Below are 22,891 nucleotides of genomic sequence, written 5' to 3' on the forward strand. Positions count from 1 at the left end.
GCCATGCGACGAACCCTCCCCGTGGTGCTCGCCACGCTCGCCTGCGCCCTGCTGGCGGCACCCGCGGCAGCCGCCGCCGCGCCGACGAAGTACGTGGCACTGGGCGACTCCTACGCGTCCGGACCGCTGATCCCCGCGCCGAAGGGCAGCCCGCTGGGCTGCCTGCGGTCCGACCACAACTACGCCTCGACCCTGGCCCGCTCGCTGGGCGCCGAGCTGACCGACGTCACCTGCGGCGGGGCCACCACCGACTCGATGACCGGCCCGCAGACGGTGTTACTGGGCACCAATCCCCCGCAGTTCGACGCCCTGCGCGCGGACACCGACCTGGTGACGGTGTCGATCAGCGGCAACGACATCGGCTTCGCCGGGATCGTCGGCACCTGCGGGGTGCTCAGCCTGACCAACCCAGGCGGCTCGCCCTGCCAGGCCCGCTACGGCGACCAGCTCGCCGACCGGATCGCGGCCACCGCGCCGAAGGTCGCCGCCGTGCTCCAGGGCATCCACACACGCTCGCCGAAGGCCAGGGTGGTGCTGGTGGGCTACCTGCGCCTGCTGCCACCGACGAGGGGCTGCTGGCCGGTCGTGCCGATCTCCGCCGGTGACGTGCCCTACCTGGACGGGGTGGAGCAGCAGCTCAACGCCATGCTCGCGGCCCAGGCCGCCGCCAACGGGGCCACGTTCGTCGACCCGTACCCGGGCAGCCTCGGGCACGACATGTGCCAGCCGATCGGCACCAAGTGGGTGGAGGGCCTGCTGCCCACCGACCTGGCCGCGCCGGTGCACCCGAACGCGGCGGGCATGCGTTTCGTGGCCGGACTGGTCGGTTCCTCGGTCGGGGGACACGCGATGGAGTGAGGACAGGCGGCGCGACGGGCTCGCTGGGCCACGGTGGAGTACATGGCTCTGACCCGTCTGCTCACCGGCACACTCGTGGCCGGTTGCGCTGTGCTCGGGCTGACCGCCGCTCCGGCGGCGGCCCAGTCCGGCACCCTCGTACTGCCCTCCACCCTCACGCTGACCGCCAGCACCGGCACCGGCGCCAAGGCCGTCGAGCTGACCTGCGACCCCGTCGGCGGCAACCACCCCAACGCGCAGACCGCCTGCATGGAGCTGGCCGAGGCGAGCGGGGACCCGGCCGCCATGCCGGTGCGCGAGACGCACCGGTTCTGCCCGATGATCTACGCCCCGATCGAGGTGAGGGCCGTGGGCCTGTGGCGCGGCAAGCCGGTGCTGTTCCGCGACACCTACGCCAACTCCTGCGTGCGGGACAACAAGTCCGGCTCGCTGTTCAAGTTCTGACCTGGTGTTGGTCGGGGCGCTCGGCATCCCGAGCGCCCCGCGAGGAAGATCACACCACCCGTACCTGAGCTGCGGTTGCGAAAAGGCTTACAGAAAGCTGTGAAAGGCCCTGCCCCCACCCGCCGGTCCGGTGCGGCTCCCGCCTCCCGAGCAGGACCTCACCTGGTCACCGCGCCGGGCGGCACCATAATGTCGATCATGAACCTGCTCGTCAGGGCCGGGCTGGCCGCCGCCACCCTCAGCCTCGCCGCCGCCGCGCCCGCCGCCGCCTCGGACATCAGGCCGGGGGTCAGCAACTCGTTCAACGGCACGAGCGGGCCGTTCGCGGGCAACTACACGATGGTGCCGCTGGACGTACCGGTCCAGTTGCCCGGCAACGGGATCGGCCTCGCCGGTACCGGTTCCGGCGGCGGCGCGGACTGACCGCCGATGTGAAGCGGCCCCCGGCTCGTGACGGGTGCGACACGGGCCGAGGGCCACCAGCAACCGTTGCCACCGCGTGACTGGTAGGCGACCCCGGGCTGACACCAATGTTAGGTGTGAACAGCGGTCTCGTTGAAGGCTCATCACCGTGTTGCAGGCATACCGATTGACATGGCACGGGTGCAATGTCCGCCGTTTCGCCCAGTCCGATCGGCGGTAAGCAGGCGAAGCTGCAACTTGCAGAAAAGCATTATCCGCCAAGGCATTCGCGCGCAAGCTTCCACCGTAGCCAGTAATCCACGGGCACCCGTGGCACCGCCATGAAGGTGCCCCTTGGGACGTTCAACGTCAGGAACGGCACTTTCATGACATGCCGGCGCCGAACGGGCCGCACCGCCCCATCGCCATGAAGGTGCCCTTTGCGGCGCTCAACGTCCCGAACGGCACCTTCATGACATGCCGCGGCACTACCCACTCCACTGTGGACGATCTGATCCGGTTCCCGCACGCCACCACCCCGCCGAGCACCTGGACGTGCCCCAGGAGGTCAGCCGCCTGAGGGGTTGACGGACTTGCCGAAGCGATGTGTACTTTCCGAGTTGGAAAGTACAGGCCTTGGGGGGCTGCCATGCCGAACGACGAGTTGGCCACGATCCGCGACCACCAGGTCCGCGCGCTACGGGGTGCGGCACCGCCCTGGTGGTACTTCACGGGGTTCGGCCTGCTCATCGTCGCCAGCAGCCTGGCGCGCGAGGTGCACACCGCGCCGTGGGGGCTCGTCGGATTCGCCATCATGCCGATCGGGCTGATCACGCTGCTGCTCCTGCTGGACCGGTTCCGGCGGGTGAAGGTGACCCTGCGCGGCGGGCGGCCGTGGATCATGCTGGCGCTGTGGGCGGCGGCCTGCGCGGCACTGGGCGGCGCCGACTACGGGGTCGCGCTGCTCGCCGACCTGCCCTACCCCGAGACCACCGCCACGGCGATCTTCGCGGTGCTGTTCGCGGCCACCGGGCCAGCGGTCAGCAGGCGGATCCACACCTCGGCGGTCGGCCGACCGTGAACCTGGACCCGCTCATCCACGCGCCGACCCGACTGGCGATCGTCTCGCTGCTCGCCGCCGTGGACGAGGCCGAGTTCGCGTTCGTGCGCGACCAGTTGGAGATCAGTGATTCGGTGCTGTCCAAGCACATCGGCACGCTGGAGGCCGCGCACTACGTGGAGGTCCGCAAGGGGCACGTCGGCAAGCGCCCCAGGACCTGGCTCAAACTCACCCAGCACGGACACGTGGCGTTCACCTCCTATGTGGACACCTTGCGGGGCATCCTGAACCGCCCGCTCGGGTGAGCCGGGCCCTCGAACGGTCGACAGGACCTGGCGTGTCGTCGACGTTCCACAGTGGACTGTCCTGCGACGCGGGCGGGATCCGCCGCGCCGCAGGACAGGAGGACCGACCATGGCCATGGCGACCAGGATGGCCGCCCTCATGGGCGCACTGCTGCTCGTGGCGCCCGCGGCACAGGCCAGCACCGCCGACCTCGTCGAGGGGCGCTGCACCGCCGAGGGCACGGCGATCCACGACACCCCGTCGGTCGGCGGGCAGGTCAACGGCACCTGCGGCCGGGGCGAGCAGGTCGTCGTGTACTGCCAGACCACCGCGGGCGGGGTCGTCTACGCCGAGGTCGCCAAGGAGACGCAGGGCGCCGCCAACTCCTACACCGGGGGCTACGTCCGGCGCGAGCAACTGATCCTCGACCCGGGCGTCCGGCTGCCCGAGTGCGAGCTCAGCACTCGATCACGTTGACGGCCAGGCCGCCGCGCGCGGTCTCCTTACTCAGCCGCAGAGCGCGGCGACGACGAGCTTGCCCTCGGCCGCCGCGACCTTCGCCATGCCGGCCTCGTCCTGGTAGTCGAGCGCGCCCTGGGTCGCGGAGATCTCCAGGCGCCGGCTGCCGTCCGGAGTGCTGAGCAGGTAGGTCTTGTAGCCGGGGATCTCGCCGACGTGGCCGATCGCGACGCAGTCCGGCCCGAGCCGGTACCGGGCGAGTCCGAGGCCGTACTGCCGGGTGGGGCTGCCCGCCTCCCGCATCCGGCCCATTTCCGCGTGGAGCTCCGGGGAGAGCAGCTTCCCGCCGGTCAGCGCGGTGATGAAGCGGTCGAGGTCCTTCGTGGTCGAGACGATCTCACCGACGGCCCACGCCCAGGTCGCGCTCTGGCTGGTGACGTCGACGGTCTTCAGCCGGCCGTTGTCCCGGTACGCCTGGTAGGCGTGGGCGTTGTCGTCGGGGATGGTCGTCCGGGTGCCGGGCAGGCTGGTGTCGTGCATCCGGAGCGGCTGGAGGATGCGCCGCTCCACCTGCGTGGCGTAGGAGGTGCCGGTTGCCTGCTCGACGAGGAGCCCGGCCAGCACGTAGTTGGTGTTCGAGTACCGCCACTGGGTAACCGGCTCGAAGCGGGCCGGCTTGGCCAGGGACAGGCGGACCAGTTCGTCCGGCCGGTAGCGGTGGAAGCGGTTCGCCACGCCCTCCTTGCCGACCAGCGGGATGCCGGGCTCGAACGTCGAGCCGTCCGCGCCGGTGTCGCCGATGTAGTCGAACAGGCCGCTGGTGTGCTGGAGCAGCATCCGGGCGGTGATCCGGCGGTCCAGGCCGAACCTCGGCAGGTAGCGGTCGACCGGGGCGTCGAGTTCCAGCTTGCCCTCGCCGACCAGTTGGAGCATGACGGTGGCCACGAAGGTCTTGGTGATGCTGCCCGCGCGGAACTTCCCGTCGGTCGACGGCGCACCGCGTCGGCCCAGTTCCCGTTCGCCGGCGCTGCCGGTCCAGTCGCCCCGGCTGTCGTGCGGGCGCACCTGGACACCGGCCGTGTCGGTCGCCACGAGTCCGGCCATGGCCTGCCGCACGGCGTCGCGCCCGTTGTCCGGTGTCACGGACGCGTTCGCCCGGCCCAGTCCGACCAGTCCGATCAGGACCGCGGTGGACAGCACCGCGGCGCCTGCCCGTCGAATACCCAATCGCACGAAGTGCTCCTCTGTCCCGGGAGACCAATCTCGGTCGCCCTGGGCCCAATGCTCGTTCGGCTGGCCCGTTCGGCACATCGGCGACGGCCCCCGACCAGAGCCCCGCAACTTCCCCTGACAGGGCCGGTCGGCGGTCAGCGCGGCCGGCGACCTCGGTGACCGGAATCCCGGTCAGGACTTCCATGACGGCGTGATACCGCTGCTCGACCACGCTGAGCTCCACCAGCATCAGACCCAGGTCCTCCGCGACGGGCGCTGAACCCACGAGCTACGCGGCAGCACCTGACCGCGACGGTCCACGTAGTGGTCCAGCCCGGTCTCGTTCTTCGCGAGCTGGAACGTTTCCTCGACACCCCGAGTTGGCAGTTCTCGATCCGGCCGGCGGTGCCCGAGTACTGCCGGTGGACGCCGGCGGACTTGTTGCCCTTCTTCAGGATCCGGTCTCGTCGGCGACCACGCCCCCACTGGGGTCGGCGGGCACGGCACCGGTCTGCTGGTGCCCGAGTCCCTGACCGTCGCCTCGGCCAATGCCGTCGCGGGGCAACTGGGCTGGATCCACTCCGTCACCGGTGCCCGAGGAGAGAAAGGGCAGCAAGTCCCGCCCGAACTACTCCACTTCCTTGTGCCTGATTTGACTGTGCCGCTGCGGCATAGTTTCTACTGGATCTCTTGCGAGGCTGCTCCCGCGGGTGGGTGAACATGAGGTGTCCTCGGCGAGGACGGAACCTGCTGTGCGGGTGCGGCGGGACCGCTGTTCGGACAGCCGGTGTCCACCGTTGGACGGCAGTTCGGACTGATCGGGAACCGGGGACGCGGTTCGGTCGTCCCACCGGTCCGAGCGGGAACACCTCGACCAGGAGGGGAACCAAGTAGATGCGACGCGGGGGTTTCTCGGCGCACGGGCCGTCGATCCACGGCCACGCCGACCGGACCGGCCGGCGGGCGGAGGACGTGTCCCAGGTCAGCAAGGGGCTCGGTGGCTCGCACCTGTCCGGCGGCACACTCGGCCAGGTGGGTTCCTCGGCCGCGGGGGCGCACGGGAACATGGTGAACCGGGTGCAGAACTCGCTGGGCCGGACCGGGGACCGGTTACACGGGCACTCCGACCGGCTGCGGCAGAGCGCGCAGTTGTTCACCGACGCCGACGAGGAGCACGCAGGTCGACTCCGCGGCATCCGCACAACCGGTGCGCCGCCGCCGCTGCACGGTGGCGGGGACCGTATTCGGCGGCCTCCGACGGGCTCGGGCAGCGACATGCCGCCGGACCGCATTCGCCGCCCTCCGACAGGTTCGGGCGGCAACATGCCGCCGGACCGCATTCGCCGCCCTCCGACAGGTTCGGGCGGCAACATGCCGCCGGACCGCATTCGCCGCCCTCCGACAGGTTCGGGCGGCAACATGCCGCCGGACCGCATTCGCCGCCCTCCGACAGGTTCGGGCGGCAACATGCCACCCGACGGCACCCGGCAGCGCGGCTGGCACGAAATCCCGCCTCCGCACAGGACCGACCGCTACGACAACACCAAGCCCCTGCGCGACGAGTACAGGCACGAGACCGATCCGAACCACCCGGACAACCCCTTCGGCAGCAGAGTGCTGCGCCTGTCGCGCGAGGAGCGGGAGCAACGCCGGGTGTTCTTCGACGAGCGAGGGGTCCTGCGCAGGGCCAGCAACGGCGAACGGTACGACACCTCGTCCGGGAGCTCGGCGTGGGGCGCGAACAGCAACAGCAACGACGGGCGCGCGATCTTCACCATGGACCGCCAGGGCAACCTCTACGCCTCGAACTACCACGAGGTGGGTCGCTACCACCACTCGACGCTGGCCGGAGGCCACTCCGTGGCCTCGGCGGGAGAGCTCTCGGTCACCAACGGCCGGGTAAACTACGCTACCGCTGCCAGCGGCCACTACCGACCCGGCCCCGACCAGATGGCCAACCTCGCCGATACGTTCGGCCGCAACGGTGTCCGAGCGCCGATCTACGACTTCAAGGGCCCGGGCAACGGTGCAACTCCGTTGTTCCGGCCCGTATAGCCCATCCGAAGGGGAGCAGGATGACCATCGCCCACCGTGCCGAGCTGAACTCGGTGATCTACGGGCTGTTCCGCGCGCCGAGCCTGGAGCGCGACGTGGCGACGAGCATGGCCGAGGCCATGCTCGCCCGCAAGTACTTCTCGCACGGCCCCCAGGCGTACTCACAGGCCATCGCGCAGGCTCTCGGGCAGTCCGACCCGGTGACCGCGGACATCGAACCGCCGTACGGCGAGAACGAGGTCCGCGCCTTCCTCCAGCTCGTGCACGAAGAACTCGACAAGCAGAAGCCCTGGCCGGCACCGGTCGACCAGTGAGGGTGTTGGTCGCGGCGGCGTTCGCCGCCGCGACCAACGGGTCGGCAGCGTCGCAAGAAGTGAGATGAGCGCGAGGCGTCGGGCACCAGCTCGGTCTGGCGATCGGACGCCGCTTCGCCAGGGAGGATTTCATCCTCGCCCTCATCGCATGCGATCAGGCAACAAGGTTGCCTTCGACGATCCGTGCTTGAAGTAGGCGGTCCAGCCCCGCAGCACCTGGTTGAGTTGGCGCAGCAGGACATCGAGCGCCAGGTTCACGTCCTGCCAGCACAAGCAACAAGCTGACTCTCGCGAGCGAGGAACGATCATGACCACGGCCGGCGGCACCGGGACAGGGCGAGAAAGCACGCCTTGACCCGGCACCACCGTCCGCAGGATCGGCTTCGTGTCGGGATGACGCAGGGGTCTGGACGGACCAAGATCAGGTCATCGCCAGGCCGTCAGACTTCGCGCAGTGGCGAGAAGTGCCGAGTGGCAACGAAAAAGGTCGCCGCAGGTCGGAGGCAGTGATCAGCACTCGATCACGTTGACGGCCAGGCCGCCGCGCGCGGTCTCCTTGTACTTGTCCTTCATGTCCCGGCCGGTCTCGCGCATCGTCTTGATGACCTTGTCCAGGGACACGAAGTGGGCGCCGTCCCCGCGCAGTGCCATGCGTGCGGCGGTGATGGCCTTGATGGAGGCCAGCGCGTTGCGCTCGATGCACGGGATCTGCACCAGGCCGCCGATCGGGTCGCAGGTCAGGCCGAGGTTGTGCTCCATGGCGATCTCGGCGGCGTTCTCCACCTGCTCGGGGGTGCCGCCCAGCACCTCGGCGAGCCCGGCTGCGGCCATGGAACAGGCCGAGCCGACCTCGCCCTGGCAGCCCACCTCGGCACCGGAGATGGAAGCGTTTTCCTTGAACAGCACACCAACGGCGCCCGCCGCGAGCAGGAACCGGACCACTCCGTCCTCGTTGGCGCCGGGCACGAACCGGGCGTAGTAGTGCAGCACGGCGGGCACGATCCCGGCGGCGCCGTTGGTGGGGGCGGTGACGACCCGCCCGCCCGCCGCGTTCTCCTCGTTGACGGCCAGGGCGAACAGGGTCACCCAGTCCATGACGCGCAGCGGGTCGGTGGTGAAGTGCTCGCTGGACAGCCCGCGCCTCAGGTCGGCGGCCCTGCGCCGGACCTTGAGCCCGCCGGGCAGCACGCCCTCCACGGTGCAGCCGCGCTCCACGCAGTCCTGCATGACCTGCCAGATGTGCAGCAGCCCGGACCGGACCTCGGACTCCTCGCGCCAGGCCAACTCGTTGGCCAGCATGATGTCGCTGATGGACAGGCCGGTTTCCCGTGTCCTGGCGAGCAGTTCGTCCCCGGTGGTGAACGGGTGCGCGAGCGGGGTGCTGTCGGGCTTGATCCGGTCGGTGCCGCTGGCGGTCTCGTCCACGATGAAGCCGCCGCCGACGGAGTAGTACACGGCGCTGTCCAGCTCGGTGCCATCGGCGTCCAGCGCGGCGAAGCTCATGCCGTTGGGGTGCAAGGGCAACTGCTTGCGCCGGTGCATGACCAGGTCGGTGTCCTCGACGAACTCGATCGGCCGCTGCCCGCCCAGGGTGAGCCTGCGGTCGCGGCGGATCTCGGCGACCCGGTCGTCGGCGTTGCTGGGGTCGCACAGCTCGGGCTGTTCCCCCTCCAGGCCCAGCATGACGGCCTTGGGGCTGCCGTGCCCGTGCCCGGTGGCGCCCAGCGAGCCGAACAGCTGCGCGTGTACCCGGGTGGTCCGGTCGAACAACCCGGCCTCGCGCAGCCGCCGCACGAACATGCTCGCGGCGCGCATCGGCCCCACGGTGTGCGAGCTGGACGGCCCGATCCCCACGGAGAACAGGTCGAACACGCTGATGGCCATACGGTCACTCCACGGTGCGGTGGTCGGGTCGGGTCCCGAACCAGGTCAGTCGGTTGGCTCCCCCTCTGTCATGGGACCTGAGAGCTTCACCGCCACGACCGCGACAGCTTGCACCGTGGGTGGGCGTGCACGACCGCGCACACTCTTTCCAGAGTCGCCTCGCCCGGCCGGTCTTGTTGCCTGAGAGTGTGCGGGGAGTGCTTGCTCCTTCGGCGCCCCGGCGTGAACCGAGAGCTCTCCCGACCGGGCTGTGCACCACGCGACGAACGCGGGTACTCGGCCTGTTTGGAGTTGTTGACGCCCACTGTAGGTGACCGGAAGTGTTGGCGGCACGAGCGTGAAGGAGAGCTAATGCGGTTCGGCGCCAACTACACCCCGTCCCAGCAGTGGTGGCACGCCTGGCTGGACTTCGACCCGGGATCGATCAGCAAGGACCTGGACGACCTCGCCGGGCTGGGCCTGGACCACGTGCGGGTCTTCCCGATCTGGCCGGTGTTCCAGCCGAACCGGGGCGTGGTGCGGGAGCGGGCGGTCGAGCAACTGCTGGAGCTGGTCCGGCTGGCGGCGGCGGCCGGGCTGGACGTCTCCGTGGACGGCATCCAGGGCCACCTGTCCAGTTTTGACTTCTACCCCTCGTGGACGCAGACCTGGCACCAGCGCAACGTCTTCACCGACCCCGACGTGCTGGCGGGCCAGGCGCTGCTGCTGCGCACCCTGGCCACGGCCCTGCGCGGGGAGCCGAACTACCTGGGCATGACCCTGGGCAACGAGATGAACAACCTCGTGCCGCACAACCCCTGCACCCCCGAGCAGGTGGACGCGTGGATCGACCACCTGCTGGCGGTCTGCGCCCAGGCCGACCCGGACCACCCGCACTGCCATTCCGCCTTCGACGACGCCTGGTACGTGGACGGCCACCCGTTCACCCCGCAGGCCAGCGCGCGCAAGGGCGCCATGACCACCGTGCACCCGTGGGTGTTCAGCCTGGACTGCGCGCGCCGCTACGGCCCGCTGTCCACTGAGGTCACCCACCTCGCCGAGTACGGCACGGAACTGGCCAGGGCCTACGGCGAGGTCGGCCGGGTGATCTGGGTGCAGGAGCTGGGCGCCCCCGACCCGCACATCCCGGTCGCGGACGCCCCGGAATACGCCGCGCAAACGCTTGCCAACGTCACGACCTGCGCCGACGTCTGGGGCGTGACCTGGTGGTGCTCGCACGACGTGGACCGCCGGTTCGTGGACTACCCGGTGCTGGAGTACGGCCTGGGCCTGCTGCGCACCGATGGCAGCCGCAAGCCGCTGGCCGAGACGGTGAGCCGGGCGGTGCGCGAACTGCGGAGCACGCCGCCACAGCCCGCCGTGCGCAAGACGGCACTGGTCTTCGAGGGCGGCGGGCTGGACTCGCGGCGCGAGTCGGGGCCGGGCGGGGCGTTCTTCGAGGCCTGGATGCGGCTGGCCGCGCAGGGCGTGCGAGTGGCCACCGTACTGGCGGACAGGTCGGATGATTCCGCCTACCTGGCAGCCCGGGGCATCACGGAACTGGTCCAGTTGGGCGACGTCACCTGACGGGTTGACAGCGTGAGGTAGGCCACAACAGGATTCAGTCATCCGATGAATCGCCGCGCGCAGGAGGCTCAATGCCGACCTATCCACGCCGGAACGTCCTGGGCATGGCACTGGGAGCGACAGTGCTGGCCACGGTTTCGGGCACGGGCACCGCGTTCGCCAGCGCAGCACCGGCCACCACGGTGCCCGACCCGGTCCCCGTACCGCTCGACGGCTACTTCGACAACGATGGCATCGACTCCATCGCGCTCCACGACGGCAACTTCGACGGCTCGGGCTACACCTACCCGGCCGAGGTGTTCGCGGCCGGGCGGATCGTGGTCGACGGGGTGCCCTACCAGTTCCCCTCCTCTGCGCCCGGGGCGAAGAACAACGTGGTCGCCATGGGCCAGCGGATCACGCTGCCCAAGGGCCGCTACACCTCGGCGATGCTGCTGGTGTCCTGCTCGTACGGGGCGGCGGGCGGGCCGGCCACCGTGCACTACGCGGACGGCACGACCACGCAGGCGAGCCTGTCGGGGTCCGACTGGTACGGGGCGCGCGGCTCGCTGACCGCGCCGTACCGGTACGCCGCGGACGGCAGCAAGGACCTGAACCCGGTGTCGATCGACTCCGCGCAGCTGTGGCTGGACGCGGGGCGCGACGCGGTGGCGATCACGTTGCCCACGACCAATCCCGCGCAGGCCAACAAGTCCAGCCTGCACGTGTTCGCGCTGAGCCTGCAACCGGCCGTCACCGGCAAGGCCGTGGTCGTGCGCACGGCCAGGTCCACGACGGGCCTGCTCGGCGAGGGCGGGGCCCAGTCGGTGGAGGCCACGGTGCTGAACCTGGGCACCGAGTGGATCACCGCGGCCGACGGGCTGGCCGTGCGCGTGGACGTGCGCGGCGCGCGGACCACCGAACCGGCCACCGTGCGCTGGCTCGCGCCCGGGGAGGAGGCCCGGGTACGCATCGGCATCCGGCGTGAACACGGTGTGCGGGAAGGAACCCAGGCCACCGGCACCGTCGTGGCCTACACCAGGAACGGCACGGTGGACCAGCGCTCGACGCCACTGGTGCTCGGCGTGCCGGACTACCAGCCGGTGGACGGCTCGCTGAGCACCCACCAGTCCCCGTACTGGTTCAACGACGCCAAGTTCGGCATCTTCATCCACTGGGGCGTCTACTCCGTGCCCGCCTGGTCCCCGCCCGGCAAGCAGTACGCCGAGTGGTACTGGCAGTGGATGCAGGACCCGAACAACGCGGTTTTCCCGTACCACAAGGAAACCTACGGGGAGAACTTCAACTACGACGACTTCATCCCGCAGTTCACCGCGGAGAAGTTCGACCCTCGCTCGTGGTTGCAGCTGTTCGTGGACGCGGGCGCCAAGTACTACGTGCTGACCTCCAAGCACCACGAGGGTTTCGCGCTGTGGAACTCGAAGGTGTCCGACCGCACGGCCGCCAAGATGGGGCCGAAGCGGGACCTGGTCAAGGAGCTGTTCGAGGCGTCCCGGCGCTACACCCCGCAGCTGCACAACGGTTTGTACTTCTCCATGCCCGAGTGGTTCAACCCCGACCTGCCGTGGATGGGGCACGCCCCGCGCAACCCGTACACCGGGGCCGCGCTGCCCTACACCGGTTACAGGTCGGGGCGTGACTTCGTCAGGGACTACCAGGCCCCGCAGATGCTGGAACTGGTGCACGGCTACGACCCCGACGTGATCTGGTGCGACATCGGCGGGGCCAACGACAGCCGCCGGGTGATGGCCGAGTACTTCAACCACGCCAAGAACCGCCCGCGCGCCAAGGAAGTCACCATCAACGACCGGTCCGGCATCGGGGTGCACGACTTCACCACCCCGGAGTACGCGACGTACCCGAACACGGTGGTGGCCAAGTGGGAGGCCAGCCGGGGCCTGGACCCGCGCTCCTACGGCTACAACAAGGCCACCCCGGACAGCATGTACATGACCGCCGAGGAGGTGGTGCACACGCTGGTGGACATCGTCAGCAAGAACGGCAACTTCCTGCTGGACATCGGTCCGCGCGCGGACGGCACCATCCCGGAGATCATGCAGACCCGGTTGCGGGAGACCGGCGCCTGGCTCAAGGTCAACGGCGAGTCGATCTACGGGACCACCTACTGGGCGCGCATGGCCCAGCTCGGCGACCTGCGGTTCACCGTCAAGCCCAACGAGGCGTTCTACATCAGCTCGCTGGTCAAGCCCGGCAGCCAGCTCGTGGTCGACGCCCCGGTGCCGATCCGACCGAACGACCAGATCACCTTGCTGGGCCACAACGGGCCGCTCACCTGGACCCAGCGAGGCGGCTCGCTGGTGATCGACGTGCCCGCCGCGGCCGCCGACTCCGGCCAGCACGCCTGGGTCTTCAAGGTGACCTGGCGCTGATATGAAAGTGCCGTATGCGACATCTGATGTCGCATACGGCACTTTCAGGACTTCGGTCAGAACACGCCAGCAGTGAGCTTCTTCGTGGAGATGTACTGCTGCACGGCGTCGGTCAGCGAGGTGCTGGGCGCCTCGTTCGCAGCCCTCGGGGCGAGGGCGGTCTTGCCGTCGGCGGGCACGTTCGGGCGCGGGTCGCCCTGGCAGGTGGTGCGGGTGCCGGGCAGCACGCCGTCGACCAGGTAGCGGTCGATGATGTCCGAGGCGCAGGCGTTGCGGCTGTAGAGGCCGTGCGTGCCCTCGTCGGCCACGGACACCAGCTGGTCGCCCAGCTTGGTGGCCATCGCCGGGCCGCCGTCGTACTGGGTCTGCGAGTCACCCTCGGCCTGGATCACCAGCCCGGTCGGGTAGCCGTTGCGCTTGAGGTCGGTGACCTTGTCGGTCAGCGCGAAGTTGCGGAAGGTGCACGGGTTGGCCGCGGCCCGGCCGACCCCGTAGCCGTACGGGTACTTCTCCCGGTACAGCTTCATGTCGCTGTAGTAGATCGACAGGTCCTTGGGCCAGTCGGCCTCGCAGGTGACGGTCTGGAACACACCGCTGGTGGTCTGCGCGATGCCCAGGTCGTTGAGCAGCTTGGCGGCCTTGCCCGCGTCCACGACCGCGGCCGAGTCAGCGGCGGCGGTGCCGTCGGCGGCGGCCTTGAAGGTCTTGACCAGCTTGCCGAGGGTGTCCCACAGCGGGCGGTAGCGCGAGTTCAGGCCGACCAGCGCGTCGTAGACGGTGCGGTCCACCTTGCCGAACTGCGGGTTGGTGATCGGCTTGTCCGCCAGCTTGGCGGCCAGCGCCTCGGTGGTGGCGAACACCTCGGCCTGGGACTTGCCCAGCCCGTAGACGGAGTTGCGCTCACCCAGCCACTTGTAGAAGGCGTCGACGTTGGCGCGCATGGCCACCGCCTGCTCCTTGAACTGCTCGCGCCAGATCCAGTCCGGGCTGACCGAGGAGTCCAGCACGTTGCGGTCCAGGCTGGCCGGGAACAGGCTGCCGAAGACCGCGCCCAGGTAGGTGCCGTAGGAGAAGCCCAGGTAGTTGATCTTCTTCTCGCCGAGCACGCCGCGGATGACGTCCATGTCCCGCGCGGTGTTCGGGGTGTTGACGTACGGCCGCAGCCCGCCCGCGGCCCGCTCGCAGTCGGACTCCTCGGTCTGCGCCTGCGCGGTGAACAGCGCGAACTGCTCGTCGGTCGGCCGCGAGGGCAGGTCACCCAGCGGCGGGGTGTACTCGCACAGCAGCGGGGTCGAGCGGCCGACCCCGCGCGGGTCGAAGCCGATCAGGTCGTAGGTCTGCGCGATGGGCCGGTCGGCGAAGGCCAGCGGCATGCTCAGGCCGGAACCACCGGGACCACCGGGGTTGATCAACAGCACCCCGCGACGCTTGGCGGTGTCCTTGGCGGGCAGCTTGCTGATCGTGACCGAGATGCGCTCGTCACCGGGCTTGCGGTAGTTCATCGGCACCACCAGGGTGGCGCACTGCAACTTCGCGAGCTGGCCGTCCTTGGCGCAGGGCTCCCACTTGGGCTGCTGGCCGTAGAACTCGGCCAGACCCGCGGGCACCTTCGCGGACTCGGCCGCCAGTGCCGTGGGAGCCAGCCCCGCCATCGTGCCCACGGCGGCCATCACGCTCAGGCTTGCGCAGGCCCACCGACTCCATCTGCTTGCTGACATCGACTTCCCCTCAGGTCGTGACCGAAGCCAAGTGCGGCCGACACTAGGAGTAATCAAATGAGCGCACATCAGTCTGTCGGTGGGCGTTCGTCATACCAAAGGATTACCTGCAATTTGCTTTACGTGATACCGACTCCGCCCCGAAACCAGCCCGAAAGTACATGCAGGACTTGCGTTTTCGCAGGAAGAGCGAGGCAGGACCACCTCAGCGTCATCCCCCGAATGCACTACAACCAATGGGGGAACAGCCTCGACCTACGCCGACACCGGTTCCGCAGTGCGCACCCGGCTGGGCAGGTCCGGGAACGCGGACCGGCCGCGGTCGCCGAGCCCCTAGCCGCAGGTGAGGCAGATCAGCACCAGCACCGCGAAGCCGACGTAGCACTCGCCCGAGGCCCCGCCCAGGGCTGTGGGGAGCCCGCACAGGACCACGCCGATGACCGCGAGCCAGCTGGTGAACCCGTCGCGTCCACGTACCCCGGTGACCACGAAGGCGATGACCGCGGGAATGATCCACACCCAGTGGTGCGACCAGGACAGCGGGCACACCAGCAGTCCGGCGAAGGCGTTGACCACCAGCGCGTGGGTGTCCCCGCGCCCGGTGCATGCCCACCACGGCCAGCACCAGGACGATCGCCGCGCAGAACAGCCACACGGCCGTCTGCTGCGAGTCGGACAGGTGGCCGCGGGCGAGCAGCCCGCGGATGGAGGCGTTGCCGAGCGAGTCGAGCTTGCCGCCCCGGTCGGTCTGGAACACCGCGCTGGTCCAGTAACGCACCGAGTCCCCGGGCGCCGCGAGGAAGCCGAGCAGCACGCTGGCCGCGAAGCTCCCCCCTGCCACGAGGGCCGCCCGGCGGCCGCGCTTGACCAGAAAGTACAGCAGGAACACCAGCGGGGTCAGCTTCACCGCGGCCGCGATGCCCACGAGTAGCCCGCACGGCCAGCGTGGGGAACGCACCAGGCAGTCCAGGGCCTCGGTGGTGACGCGCGGGGGCGCGCTACGAGCGGTTGCGCGTGCGCCGAAGTGGCAGCATGGCGTCCATGGTGACGGTGCAGGGCGTTGTGGACCGCGTGGGGCCAACGCTGCTGCGAGCGGTGCTCACCGCGGCCGAGGTGCAGGGCGTGACCGACGTGGTGATCGCCGAGGGCGGGCGGCGCACGCCGACCGCCGCCGGTGACCTGGTGCTGGGCGTGGCCGCGGGCAGTCGGCGCGACGCGGTGGAGCTGGTCCGGCACTCCAGGGCGGCGGCCGGGGTCCTGCTCAAGCCCCCGCTGGCCGCCGACGAGGTGGTGCTGGCGGCGGCGCGCGAGTCCGGGGTGGCCGTGGTCGAGGTGCGCCAGGAGGCGGCCTGGGCGCAGCTGGTGTGGCTGCTGCGGGCGGTGCTGGACGCCGCGGCCGATGACGAGTCGGGCTCCGCCGACGGTGAGCCGGACCAGTTCGGCGACCTGTTCCGGCTGGCCGACGCGATCGCCGCCGTGGTGGACGCGCCGGTCACCATTGAGGACGCCAACTCCCGGGTGCTGGCCTACTCGGCCCGCCAGGACCGCACCGACCCGGCCAGGGTGTCCACCATCATGGGCCGCCGGGTGCCCGACGACGTGCTGGCCCGGTTCCGCTCGCGCGGGGTGTTCCGCCAGCTCAGCAAGGGCCGGTCGGTGATCTTCGTACCGGCGCAGCGGGACGGCACGCTGCCCCGGCTGATCGTGCCGATCCGGATGGGCGGGGAACTGCTGGGCTCCATGTGGGCGGTGGTGGACGGGGCGGTCACCGACGAGCGCTCGGCGGCCTTCGCCGACACCGGGCCGGTGGTGGCGCTGCACCTGCTGCGCAGGCGGGCCCGGGTGGACGCGGAGCGGATGCGCTCGGCGGAACTGGTCCGCGCGGTGCTGGCGGGCAACGCCGGTACCCGCACGGCAGCCGCCGAACTGGGCCTGGAGGACGCCCCGCACCGGGTGATCGCGATCGGCACCTCGGGGGTGGACGAGGCCGACGCGGAGGGCGTGCGGCTGGCCCTGTGGGAGCGGATGACCCGCGGGGTCGGGCGCCGACCCGCCGTGGCCGAGATGCACGGGGTGCTGTACGCGGTGGTGCCCGACAGCGCGGGCCAGGGCGGCTGGACCGCGCTGCGCGAGGTGCTCGCGGCGGGCGAGTCGCTGGTGGCGGCGGGCAGCCCGGTGCCGCTGGCCGAGCTGCCGGTGTCCCGGGCGCAGGCCGAGGAGACCCTGGGACTGCTGCGCACGGGCAGCACGGGCAAGCGGGTCGCCACCTACGAGGAGGTGTGGGCCCCGCTGGCGCTGCACCGGGCCGCGCAGGCCGCGCACGCCTCGGGCATCACCGAGCTCGGACCGGTGCCGGTGCTGCGCGCGCACGACGAGGCGCACGGCAGCGAGTACCTGGCGACCCTGTTCGAGTGGCTGCGCCACCCGGGCGACCCCCGTGCGGCCAGCGCGGCGCTGAGCATCCACCCCAACACCTTCCGGTACCGGATGAAGAAGCTCGGCGAACTCGCCGCGGTGGACATGGACGAACCGGACGTACGTCTTGCACTGCTCTGCCAGCTCGTGACGATCCACTGGGCCTGAGGACTGGTCTAGACCTCCAGGTCGATTGTGCTGCGAGCACAACCAGCCTGCGGAGAACTGAGTCCGCGGGCACGATGACACCCCGGTTGGAGTAGCCGACCGTGGGGACCATCACGCCGTGCCCGGAGAGGAAACAGATAACCGTGCGGATCGCCGTCCCTCGCGAGATCAAGAACCACGAGTACCGCGTCGCGTTGACTCCCGCGGGCGCCCACGAGCTGGTCACCCGTGGCCACGACGTGTTCGTGCAGGCCGGTGCCGGCCTGGGTTCCTCCATCCCGGACGAGGACTACCTCGCCGCGGGCGCCAAGATCCTCGCCACCGCCGACGAGGTGTGGGACGAGGGCCAGCTGGTGCTCAAGGTCAAGGAGCCCATCGCCGAGGAGTACCCGAGGCTGCGCGCGGGCCAGACCCTGTTCACCTACCTGCACCTGGCCGCGGACAAGCCGCTGACCGAGGCCCTGCTGGCCTCGGGCACCACCGCGATCGCCTACGAGACCGTGCAGACCGCGAACGGCGCCCTGCCGCTGCTGGCCCCGATGTCCGAGGTCGCGGGCCGGCTGGCCCCGCAGGTCGGCGCCTACTCCCTGATGCGCCCCTCCGGCGGCCGGGGCGTGCTGCCCGGCGGCGTGCCCGGTGTGCGCCCGGCCCGCGTCGTGGTCATCGGCGGCGGTGTGGCGGGTCTGAACGCGGCGACCATCGCCGTGGGCATGGGCGCCGACGTGGAGATCCTGGACACCAACGTGGACCGGCTGCGGCAGATCGACGCCCAGTTCCACGGCCGCCTGCGCACCATCACCTCCAACCGGTACGCGCTGGAGCAGTCGGTGCTGGAGGCCGACCTGGTGATCGGCGCCGTGCTGGTGGCCGGTGCGAAGGCGCCCAAGCTGGTCAGCAACGAGCTGGTGTCCCGGATGAAGCCCGGCTCGGTGCTGGTGGACATTTCCATCGACCAGGGCGGCTGCTTCGAGGACTCACGCGCCACCACGCACGACGACCCGACCTACACCGTGCACAACTCGGTGTTCTACTGCGTGGCCAACATGCCCGGCGCCGTGCCGAACACCTCCACCTACGCGCTGACCAACGTGACCCTGCCCTACGCGGTCGCGCTGGCCGACAAGGGCTGGGAGTCCGCGCTGAAGGCCGACAAGGCGCTCGCGCTGGGCCTGAACGCGCACGCGGGCAAGCTCACCAACGAGCCGGTCGCCGTGTCCACCGGCCTGGCGCACACCCCGCTCGCGGACGTGCTCGGCTGATTCAGGCTTTTCCCCCACAAGGGACCGGTCGTGCGATTTCCGGCACGGCCGGTCCCTTTTTCTGTGCCGAAGAACGAACGATCGTCGGTTTCGCAGCGTGCACCGACCTCCTACATTGAGTGATGCTTGGTCACATCCCTGCTGTACCAAGAGGAGTCGCTCGATGACGTCTCGATCTCGCGCGCTCGCGCTCGTTTCCTGCCCACTCCCCCTGCTCACCGCCCTCGCGCTGGCCGCACCCGCACAGGCGGAAGCCCTGCACGGCAACCTGTCCCCCGCGCTGTCGCACAGCCAGCGGGCCGGTGACCTGGACTCCAACCAACGGCTCACCGTTTCGGTCGCGTTGAAGCTGCGTAACAACTCCGAGCTGGACAGCCTCATCGCCGAGGTGAGCAACCCGCACTCCGCGCGGTACCACCAGTTCCTGACGCCCGAGCAGTTCGCCCAGCGCTACGCCCCAACCCAGTCCGATGTGGACGGTGTGTCGGCGTACCTGCGCGGCAGCGGCCTGCGTGTGGAGAAGGTCAGCGGCAACCGCCAGCTGATCACCGTCAGCGGCACGACAGCCCAGATCCAGCACGGGTTCGGCACCACGCTCGGCGTCTACCAGGACACCGCCGAGCACCGGGCCTTCTACGCCAACGACTCCGCACCGAAGCTGCCCGCGCAGGTCAGCTCGCTGGTGCAGGGCGTGGTCGGCCTGAGCAACCACAACGCGATGCACAAGCGCTCGGTGGCCCGGCCCGCGATCGCCCCGTCCGGGTTCGGCCCCAGCGAGCTGCGCGGGGCGTACAACACCGGCTCGCTGGGCACCGGCAGCGGCCAGTCGGTGGCCCTGTGGGAGTTCGACGGCTACCAGAAGTCGAACATCTCCGCCTACGACAAGCAGTTCCAGCTGAGCTCGCCCGCCCCGCAGACGGTCTCCGTGGACGGGGCGAACTACGACAGCAAGCCCGGCGGCGGCCAGGGCGAGGTGGAACTGGACATCGAGATCGTGCAGGCCATGGCGCCCGCCGCGGCCACCTACGTCTACGAGGCGCCCAACTCCGACGCCGGTGAGACCGACATGGCCAACCAGATCGCCACCGACAACAAGGTGTCGGTCGTGTCGATCTCCTGGGGCCTGTGCGAGAAGGACCGCGAGGCCAGCACCATCACCGCCACCAGCAACGCGATCAAGCAGGCGGTGGCCCAGGGCATCAGCTTCTTCGCCGCCTCCGGGGACGACGGCTCCGCCGACTGCACGCGCAGCCAGACCGGGCCGGGGGTCGACGCCGTGGACTACCCCGCCTCCGACCCCAACGTCACCGGCGTGGGCGGCACCACGCTGAGCGTCAACGGCACCGAGTACGGCTCCGAGACCGCGTGGAGCGGTTCCGGCGGCGGCACCTCCTCGGTGTTCGACGCGCCCAGCTGGCAGGGCGGCTCCGGCAAGCGGACCGTGCCCGACGTGTCCTCCGACGCCGACCCGCAGACCGGTTACGCGATCTACTCCGCGGGCAGCTGGCAGGTCTACGGCGGAACCAGTTGTGCCGCACCGATGTGGGCCGGTCTGGCCGCGCTGTACGGCAAGCGCCTCGGCGCCGCCAACCAGGCCCTGTACCAGGTGGGCAAAGGCGACCAGTACGCCTCGGCGTTCCAGGACGTGACCTCCGGCAGCAACGGCTCGTTCAGCGCGGGCACCGGCTACGACCAGGTCACCGGCTGGGGCTCGTACAACGGCGCGGGGTTGGTGAAGGCCCTGGGCTGAGCAGTGCCATGAAAGTGCCGTTCCTGGCACTGGACGCCAGGAACGGCACTTTCATGGCGGCTTGACCTGGAGTGGACTCCAGCACCTAGCGTCGTGCCCATGAGCCAATCCCCCCAGATCAGCACCCCGTTCGGCGAGAAGTCCACGGCCGCGGAGGTCGTGCGTGGGGTCGACCTCACCGGCAAGCGGATCGTCGTCACCGGCGGCGCGTCCGGCATCGGCGTGGAGACGGCGCGGGCGCTGGCCCACGCGGGCGCCGAGGTGACCCTGGCCGTGCGCGACACCCAGGCGGGCGCCCGCGTCGCCGAGGAGATCGGCGGCTCCGTGCTCGTCGCACGACTGGACCTGGCCGACCTGGCCTCGGTCGCCGAGTTCACGTCCACTTGGGACGGTCCGCTGCACGTGCTGGTCAACAACGCGGGCGTGATGGCCACGCCCGAGACGCGCACCCCGCAGGGCTGGGAGCTCCAGTTCGCCACGAACCACCTGGGCCACTTCGCGCTGACCACCGGGCTGCACGGCGCGCTGGCCGCGGCCGGTGGCGCGCGGGTCGTGTCGGTCAGCTCGGGGGCGCACCTGCGCTCGCCGGTGGTCTTCGAGGACATCCACTACGAGAACCGCCCATACGACCGGTGGACCGCCTACGGCCAGTCCAAGACGGCCAACGTGCTGTTCGCCGTGGCGGCGGCCAAGCGTTGGGCCGCCGACGGCATCGCCGTGAACGCCCTGATGCCGGGCGGGATCCGCACCCCGTTGCAGCGCCACCTGGACGAGTCGGACCTGGTGGAGATGCAGGCACGGGTGGACGAGGTGGGCGGCATCGGCTGGAAGACCACCGAGCAGGGCGCGGCCACCTCGGTGCTGCTCGCGGCCTCCCCGCTGGTCGAGGGCGTCACGGGCCGGTACTTCGAGGACTGCAACGAGGCGGGCCCGAACCAGCCCGGCAGCCGCAAGGGGGTCGCCGCCTACGCGCTCGACCCGGAGGCCGCCGAGCGGCTCTGGGACGTGACGGTGCGAACCCTGGCGTGACCACGGCCCGTCGCGACGCGAGTCGCGGCGACCCCGGCCGCCGAAATGCCCCGAGGCCACCGGGAGCTGAGCGGGACTCGGGCGCCCCAGGACGGGACTCGGGCGCCCGAGAGCGGGACTCGCCGGGGGTGGTCAGACGGCGACTGGTTCGCGCACACGTTGTGCACGCCAGAGCAGCAGCCCGGCGACCAGGCCACCGGCGAGCACCGCGCCCGCACCCAGCAGTTGGGCCGTGGCCAGTGACTCGGCGAACCCCGAGCGGACCTGGTTGACCAGCTCCGGGTGACCGCCCACCTCGGACAGCGCCGTGGGCAGGGACCGCGCCGCGTCGGGACTCAGCCCGCTGGGCAGCGCGGCGCCGAACCACCCGGCCAGTGCGGCGCCGAGCACGGCCACCCCGAGCCCGTCACCGATCTGCCCGAGCATGCCGCTGACCCCGGACACCGTGCCCGCCCGCTCCACCGGGATCGCGCCCATCAGCGCGTTCACCGCGACCGGGCCCGCGAGCCCGAAGCCCGCGCCCAGCAGCAGGACGCCGACGAACACCGGGGCGTAGCCGCTGCCGGAGGTCAACGCGATCACGGCGATGCCCACGGCGCCCACGGTCATGCCCGCGACCAGTGCCAGCGGGGTGCCGAGCCGGCGCAGCAACGGGGCGTTGAACCAGGTGCTCACCACGACCATGGCCACCGAGGTCGGCGCCACCCGCAGCCCGGCCTCGATCGGCTCGTAGCGCAGCACGAACTGGAGGTACATGGTCAGCAGGAAGATCGAACCGGCAATGCCGAACTGACCGAGCACCATGCCGGACACGGCCCCGGTGAACCGCCGGTTGGTGAACAGGCGCACGTCCAGCATCGGGTTGGGGGCGCGGCGCTCCCACCAGGCGAACACGCCGAGCACGACCAGCCCCAGTGCCGCCGAGCCCAGCACGACCGTCGAGCCCCAGCCGTGCTCGGGGATGGAGATCACCGCGAAGACCAGGGACACCACGGCGACCGTGGAGAGCGCGGCACCGAGCACGTCCACCCTGCCGCCAGCGGGGTCGCGCGATTCGGGCACCAGCAACGCCACCGCCACGAAGGCGAGCACGGCCACCGGCAGGTTGATCAGGAACACCGATCCCCACCAGAAGTGCTGCAACAGCAGGCCGCCCAGCACCGGCCCGGCGGCGATGCCCACCGAGAGCGCGGCCGTCCAGATGCTGATCGCCCTGGGCCGCTCCTCGTCGTCGAAGACCCGCACCACCACGGCCAGCGTGCCGGGCATCAGGAACGCGCCGCCCACGCCCATGAACGCCCGCGCGCCGATCAGCATGCCGGTGGAGACCGAGAAGGCGGCGAACAGCGAGCCGATGCCGAACACGGCCAGCCCGAACAGCACGGAGCGCTTGCGCCCGAACCGGTCGGCCAGGCTGCCCGCGGCCACCAGCAGACCGGCCAGGGTCAGCACGTAGGCGTTGATCATCCACTGGATGTCCGAGGTACCCGCGCCCAGCTTGGCGATCAGCGAGGGCACGGCCACGTTGAGCACGGTGTTGTCGATCACCACCACGAGCAGCGCCAGGCACAGCACGCCCATGATCAGCCATCGGCGCGGATGTCGTTCGGCTTGCACCAGGTT

The 22,891-nt window shown here is 70.4% G+C and carries 20 protein-coding genes, 2 pseudogenes and 1 riboswitch; of the genes and pseudogenes, 14 read left to right on the forward strand and 8 right to left on the reverse strand.

Annotated features, from left to right (window positions below; genetic code table 11):
* Window positions 1-3: 3 nt before the first annotated feature.
* The 6 genes from KALB_RS38305 (at window position 4) to KALB_RS38330 (ending at window position 3,526) form a co-directional block, all read left to right on the forward strand.
* The gene (locus KALB_RS38305) at window positions 4-858 is read left to right on the forward strand and encodes an SGNH/GDSL hydrolase family protein (RefSeq protein WP_025360972.1); all 855 of its coding nucleotides are present in this window, start codon (window positions 4-6) and stop codon (window positions 856-858) included.
* A gap of 42 nt (window positions 859-900) precedes the next feature.
* Entirely contained in the window at window positions 901-1,302 is a 402-nt protein-coding gene (locus tag KALB_RS38310; RefSeq protein ID WP_030111056.1) for a subtilase-type protease inhibitor, read from the forward strand.
* A gap of 198 nt (window positions 1,303-1,500) precedes the next feature.
* Window positions 1,501-1,725 (forward strand): hypothetical protein, encoded by a 225-nt coding sequence (locus KALB_RS38315; protein WP_148309815.1) that lies wholly within the window; start codon window positions 1,501-1,503, stop codon window positions 1,723-1,725.
* 628 nt (window positions 1,726-2,353) lie between these two features.
* On the forward strand, window positions 2,354-2,785 hold the full coding sequence (locus tag KALB_RS38320) for a hypothetical protein (protein ID WP_025360975.1): 432 nt from the start codon (window positions 2,354-2,356) through the stop codon (window positions 2,783-2,785).
* Complete coding sequence (locus tag KALB_RS38325; protein ID WP_025360976.1) at window positions 2,782-3,069, forward strand: winged helix-turn-helix domain-containing protein; 288 nt, start codon at window positions 2,782-2,784, stop codon at window positions 3,067-3,069. Before KALB_RS38320 ends, KALB_RS38325 begins: the two co-directional genes overlap by 4 nt.
* A 109-nt stretch (window positions 3,070-3,178) precedes the next feature.
* On the forward strand, window positions 3,179-3,526 hold the full coding sequence (locus KALB_RS38330) for a hypothetical protein (protein ID WP_025360977.1): 348 nt from the start codon (window positions 3,179-3,181) through the stop codon (window positions 3,524-3,526).
* A gap of 30 nt (window positions 3,527-3,556) precedes the next feature.
* Here the strand turns inward: KALB_RS38330 and KALB_RS38335 are convergent, their stop codons facing one another.
* Together KALB_RS38335 and KALB_RS50360 are read right to left on the reverse strand one after the other, a co-directional pair.
* Window positions 3,557-4,741, reverse strand: coding sequence for a serine hydrolase domain-containing protein (locus tag KALB_RS38335; RefSeq protein ID WP_030111055.1), 1,185 nt, complete (start codon window positions 4,739-4,741; stop codon window positions 3,557-3,559).
* A gap of 293 nt (window positions 4,742-5,034) precedes the next feature.
* Window positions 5,035-5,189 (reverse strand): annotated as a pseudogene (locus KALB_RS50360) (transposase); the annotation flags it as partial.
* Window positions 5,190-5,614: 425 nt separating this feature from the next.
* Between KALB_RS50360 and KALB_RS38340 the strand changes: the two are divergent.
* Together KALB_RS38340 and KALB_RS38345 are read left to right on the forward strand one after the other, a co-directional pair.
* Complete coding sequence (locus KALB_RS38340) at window positions 5,615-6,775, forward strand: WXG100 family type VII secretion target (protein ID WP_025360979.1); 1,161 nt, start codon at window positions 5,615-5,617, stop codon at window positions 6,773-6,775.
* A 20-nt stretch (window positions 6,776-6,795) separates the two neighbouring features.
* On the forward strand, window positions 6,796-7,089 hold the full coding sequence (locus KALB_RS38345) for a hypothetical protein (RefSeq protein WP_025360980.1): 294 nt from the start codon (window positions 6,796-6,798) through the stop codon (window positions 7,087-7,089).
* 141 nt (window positions 7,090-7,230) lie between these two features.
* Here the strand turns inward: KALB_RS38345 and KALB_RS47975 are convergent, their stop codons facing one another.
* Complete coding sequence (locus KALB_RS47975) at window positions 7,231-7,347, reverse strand: group II intron maturase-specific domain-containing protein (protein WP_158510883.1); 117 nt, start codon at window positions 7,345-7,347, stop codon at window positions 7,231-7,233.
* A gap of 252 nt (window positions 7,348-7,599) precedes the next feature.
* Window positions 7,600-8,973, reverse strand: coding sequence for an L-serine ammonia-lyase (locus KALB_RS38350; protein WP_025360981.1), 1,374 nt, complete (start codon window positions 8,971-8,973; stop codon window positions 7,600-7,602).
* A gap of 158 nt (window positions 8,974-9,131) precedes the next feature.
* Window positions 9,132-9,225: riboswitch (glycine riboswitch) on the reverse strand.
* Window positions 9,226-9,324: 99 nt separating this feature from the next.
* Here KALB_RS38350 and KALB_RS38355 point away from each other — a divergent pair.
* Both KALB_RS38355 and KALB_RS38360 read left to right on the forward strand, forming a co-directional pair.
* Window positions 9,325-10,539, forward strand: a complete 1,215-nt coding sequence (locus tag KALB_RS38355; protein ID WP_025360982.1) for a glycoside hydrolase 5 family protein — start codon at window positions 9,325-9,327, stop codon at window positions 10,537-10,539.
* Window positions 10,540-10,610: 71 nt separating this feature from the next.
* Window positions 10,611-12,929: an alpha-L-fucosidase gene (locus KALB_RS38360; RefSeq protein WP_025360983.1), complete on the forward strand. Its 2,319-nt coding sequence runs from the start codon at window positions 10,611-10,613 to the stop codon at window positions 12,927-12,929.
* A gap of 56 nt (window positions 12,930-12,985) precedes the next feature.
* Here KALB_RS38360 and KALB_RS38365 read toward each other — a convergent pair whose 3' ends face one another.
* The 3 genes and pseudogenes from KALB_RS38365 to KALB_RS50365 form a co-directional block, all read right to left on the reverse strand.
* Window positions 12,986-14,647, reverse strand: a complete 1,662-nt coding sequence (locus KALB_RS38365) for an alpha/beta fold hydrolase (RefSeq protein ID WP_025360984.1) — start codon at window positions 14,645-14,647, stop codon at window positions 12,986-12,988.
* 333 nt (window positions 14,648-14,980) lie between these two features.
* Entirely contained in the window at window positions 14,981-15,223 is a 243-nt protein-coding gene (locus tag KALB_RS49675; protein WP_025360985.1) for a hypothetical protein, read from the reverse strand.
* 7 nt (window positions 15,224-15,230) lie between these two features.
* A pseudogene (locus KALB_RS50365) lies at window positions 15,231-15,605 on the reverse strand (glycosyltransferase 87 family protein); the annotation flags it as partial.
* Window positions 15,606-15,688: 83 nt separating this feature from the next.
* Here KALB_RS50365 and KALB_RS38375 point away from each other — a divergent pair.
* The 4 genes from KALB_RS38375 to KALB_RS38390 all read left to right on the forward strand — a co-directional run bounded on the left by KALB_RS38375 (window position 15,689) and on the right by KALB_RS38390 (window position 21,268).
* Window positions 15,689-17,230 (forward strand): PucR family transcriptional regulator, encoded by a 1,542-nt coding sequence (locus tag KALB_RS38375; protein WP_025360986.1) that lies wholly within the window; start codon window positions 15,689-15,691, stop codon window positions 17,228-17,230.
* 143 nt (window positions 17,231-17,373) lie between these two features.
* Window positions 17,374-18,489 (forward strand): alanine dehydrogenase, encoded by a 1,116-nt coding sequence (gene ald / locus KALB_RS38380; RefSeq protein ID WP_025360987.1) that lies wholly within the window; start codon window positions 17,374-17,376, stop codon window positions 18,487-18,489.
* A gap of 163 nt (window positions 18,490-18,652) precedes the next feature.
* Window positions 18,653-20,239 carry a S53 family peptidase gene (locus KALB_RS38385; protein ID WP_025360988.1) on the forward strand — a complete coding sequence of 529 codons (1,587 nt, stop codon included), beginning with the start codon at window positions 18,653-18,655 and terminating at the stop codon, window positions 20,237-20,239.
* A 99-nt stretch (window positions 20,240-20,338) separates the two neighbouring features.
* On the forward strand, window positions 20,339-21,268 hold the full coding sequence (locus KALB_RS38390) for an SDR family NAD(P)-dependent oxidoreductase (RefSeq protein ID WP_025360989.1): 930 nt from the start codon (window positions 20,339-20,341) through the stop codon (window positions 21,266-21,268).
* A gap of 132 nt (window positions 21,269-21,400) precedes the next feature.
* Here the strand turns inward: KALB_RS38390 and KALB_RS38395 are convergent, their stop codons facing one another.
* On the reverse strand, window positions 21,401-22,885 hold the full coding sequence (locus tag KALB_RS38395; protein ID WP_025360990.1) for an MFS transporter: 1,485 nt from the start codon (window positions 22,883-22,885) through the stop codon (window positions 21,401-21,403).
* Between the last annotated feature and the right edge of the window lie 6 nt (window positions 22,886-22,891).

Source organism: Kutzneria viridogrisea DSM 43870, from assembly GCF_000525635.1.
Taxonomy (GTDB): Bacteria; Actinomycetota; Actinomycetes; order Mycobacteriales; family Pseudonocardiaceae; genus Kutzneria; species Kutzneria viridogrisea.

What these genes read in the sequence shown, in the direction of transcription:
- KALB_RS38305 (WP_025360972.1), top strand. Translation starts at nt 4, where the DNA reads ATGCGACGAACCCTCCCCGTGGTGCTCGCCACGCTCGCCTGCGCCCTG.
- KALB_RS38310 (WP_030111056.1), top strand. Translation starts at nt 901, where the DNA reads ATGGCTCTGACCCGTCTGCTCACCGGCACACTCGTGGCCGGTTGCGCT.
- KALB_RS38315 (WP_148309815.1), top strand. Translation starts at nt 1,501, where the DNA reads ATGAACCTGCTCGTCAGGGCCGGGCTGGCCGCCGCCACCCTCAGCCTC.
- KALB_RS38320 (WP_025360975.1), top strand. Translation starts at nt 2,354, where the DNA reads ATGCCGAACGACGAGTTGGCCACGATCCGCGACCACCAGGTCCGCGCG.
- KALB_RS38330 (WP_025360977.1), top strand. Translation starts at nt 3,179, where the DNA reads ATGGCCATGGCGACCAGGATGGCCGCCCTCATGGGCGCACTGCTGCTC.
- KALB_RS38340 (WP_025360979.1), top strand. Translation starts at nt 5,615, where the DNA reads ATGCGACGCGGGGGTTTCTCGGCGCACGGGCCGTCGATCCACGGCCAC.
- KALB_RS38345 (WP_025360980.1), top strand. Translation starts at nt 6,796, where the DNA reads ATGACCATCGCCCACCGTGCCGAGCTGAACTCGGTGATCTACGGGCTG.
- KALB_RS38350 (WP_025360981.1), bottom strand. Translation starts at nt 8,973, where the DNA reads ATGGCCATCAGCGTGTTCGACCTGTTCTCCGTGGGGATCGGGCCGTCC.
- KALB_RS38355 (WP_025360982.1), top strand. Translation starts at nt 9,325, where the DNA reads ATGCGGTTCGGCGCCAACTACACCCCGTCCCAGCAGTGGTGGCACGCC.
- KALB_RS38360 (WP_025360983.1), top strand. Translation starts at nt 10,611, where the DNA reads ATGCCGACCTATCCACGCCGGAACGTCCTGGGCATGGCACTGGGAGCG.
- KALB_RS38365 (WP_025360984.1), bottom strand. Translation starts at nt 14,647, where the DNA reads ATGTCAGCAAGCAGATGGAGTCGGTGGGCCTGCGCAAGCCTGAGCGTG.
- KALB_RS38375 (WP_025360986.1), top strand. Translation starts at nt 15,689, where the DNA reads ATGGTGACGGTGCAGGGCGTTGTGGACCGCGTGGGGCCAACGCTGCTG.
- KALB_RS38385 (WP_025360988.1), top strand. Translation starts at nt 18,653, where the DNA reads ATGACGTCTCGATCTCGCGCGCTCGCGCTCGTTTCCTGCCCACTCCCC.
- KALB_RS38390 (WP_025360989.1), top strand. Translation starts at nt 20,339, where the DNA reads ATGAGCCAATCCCCCCAGATCAGCACCCCGTTCGGCGAGAAGTCCACG.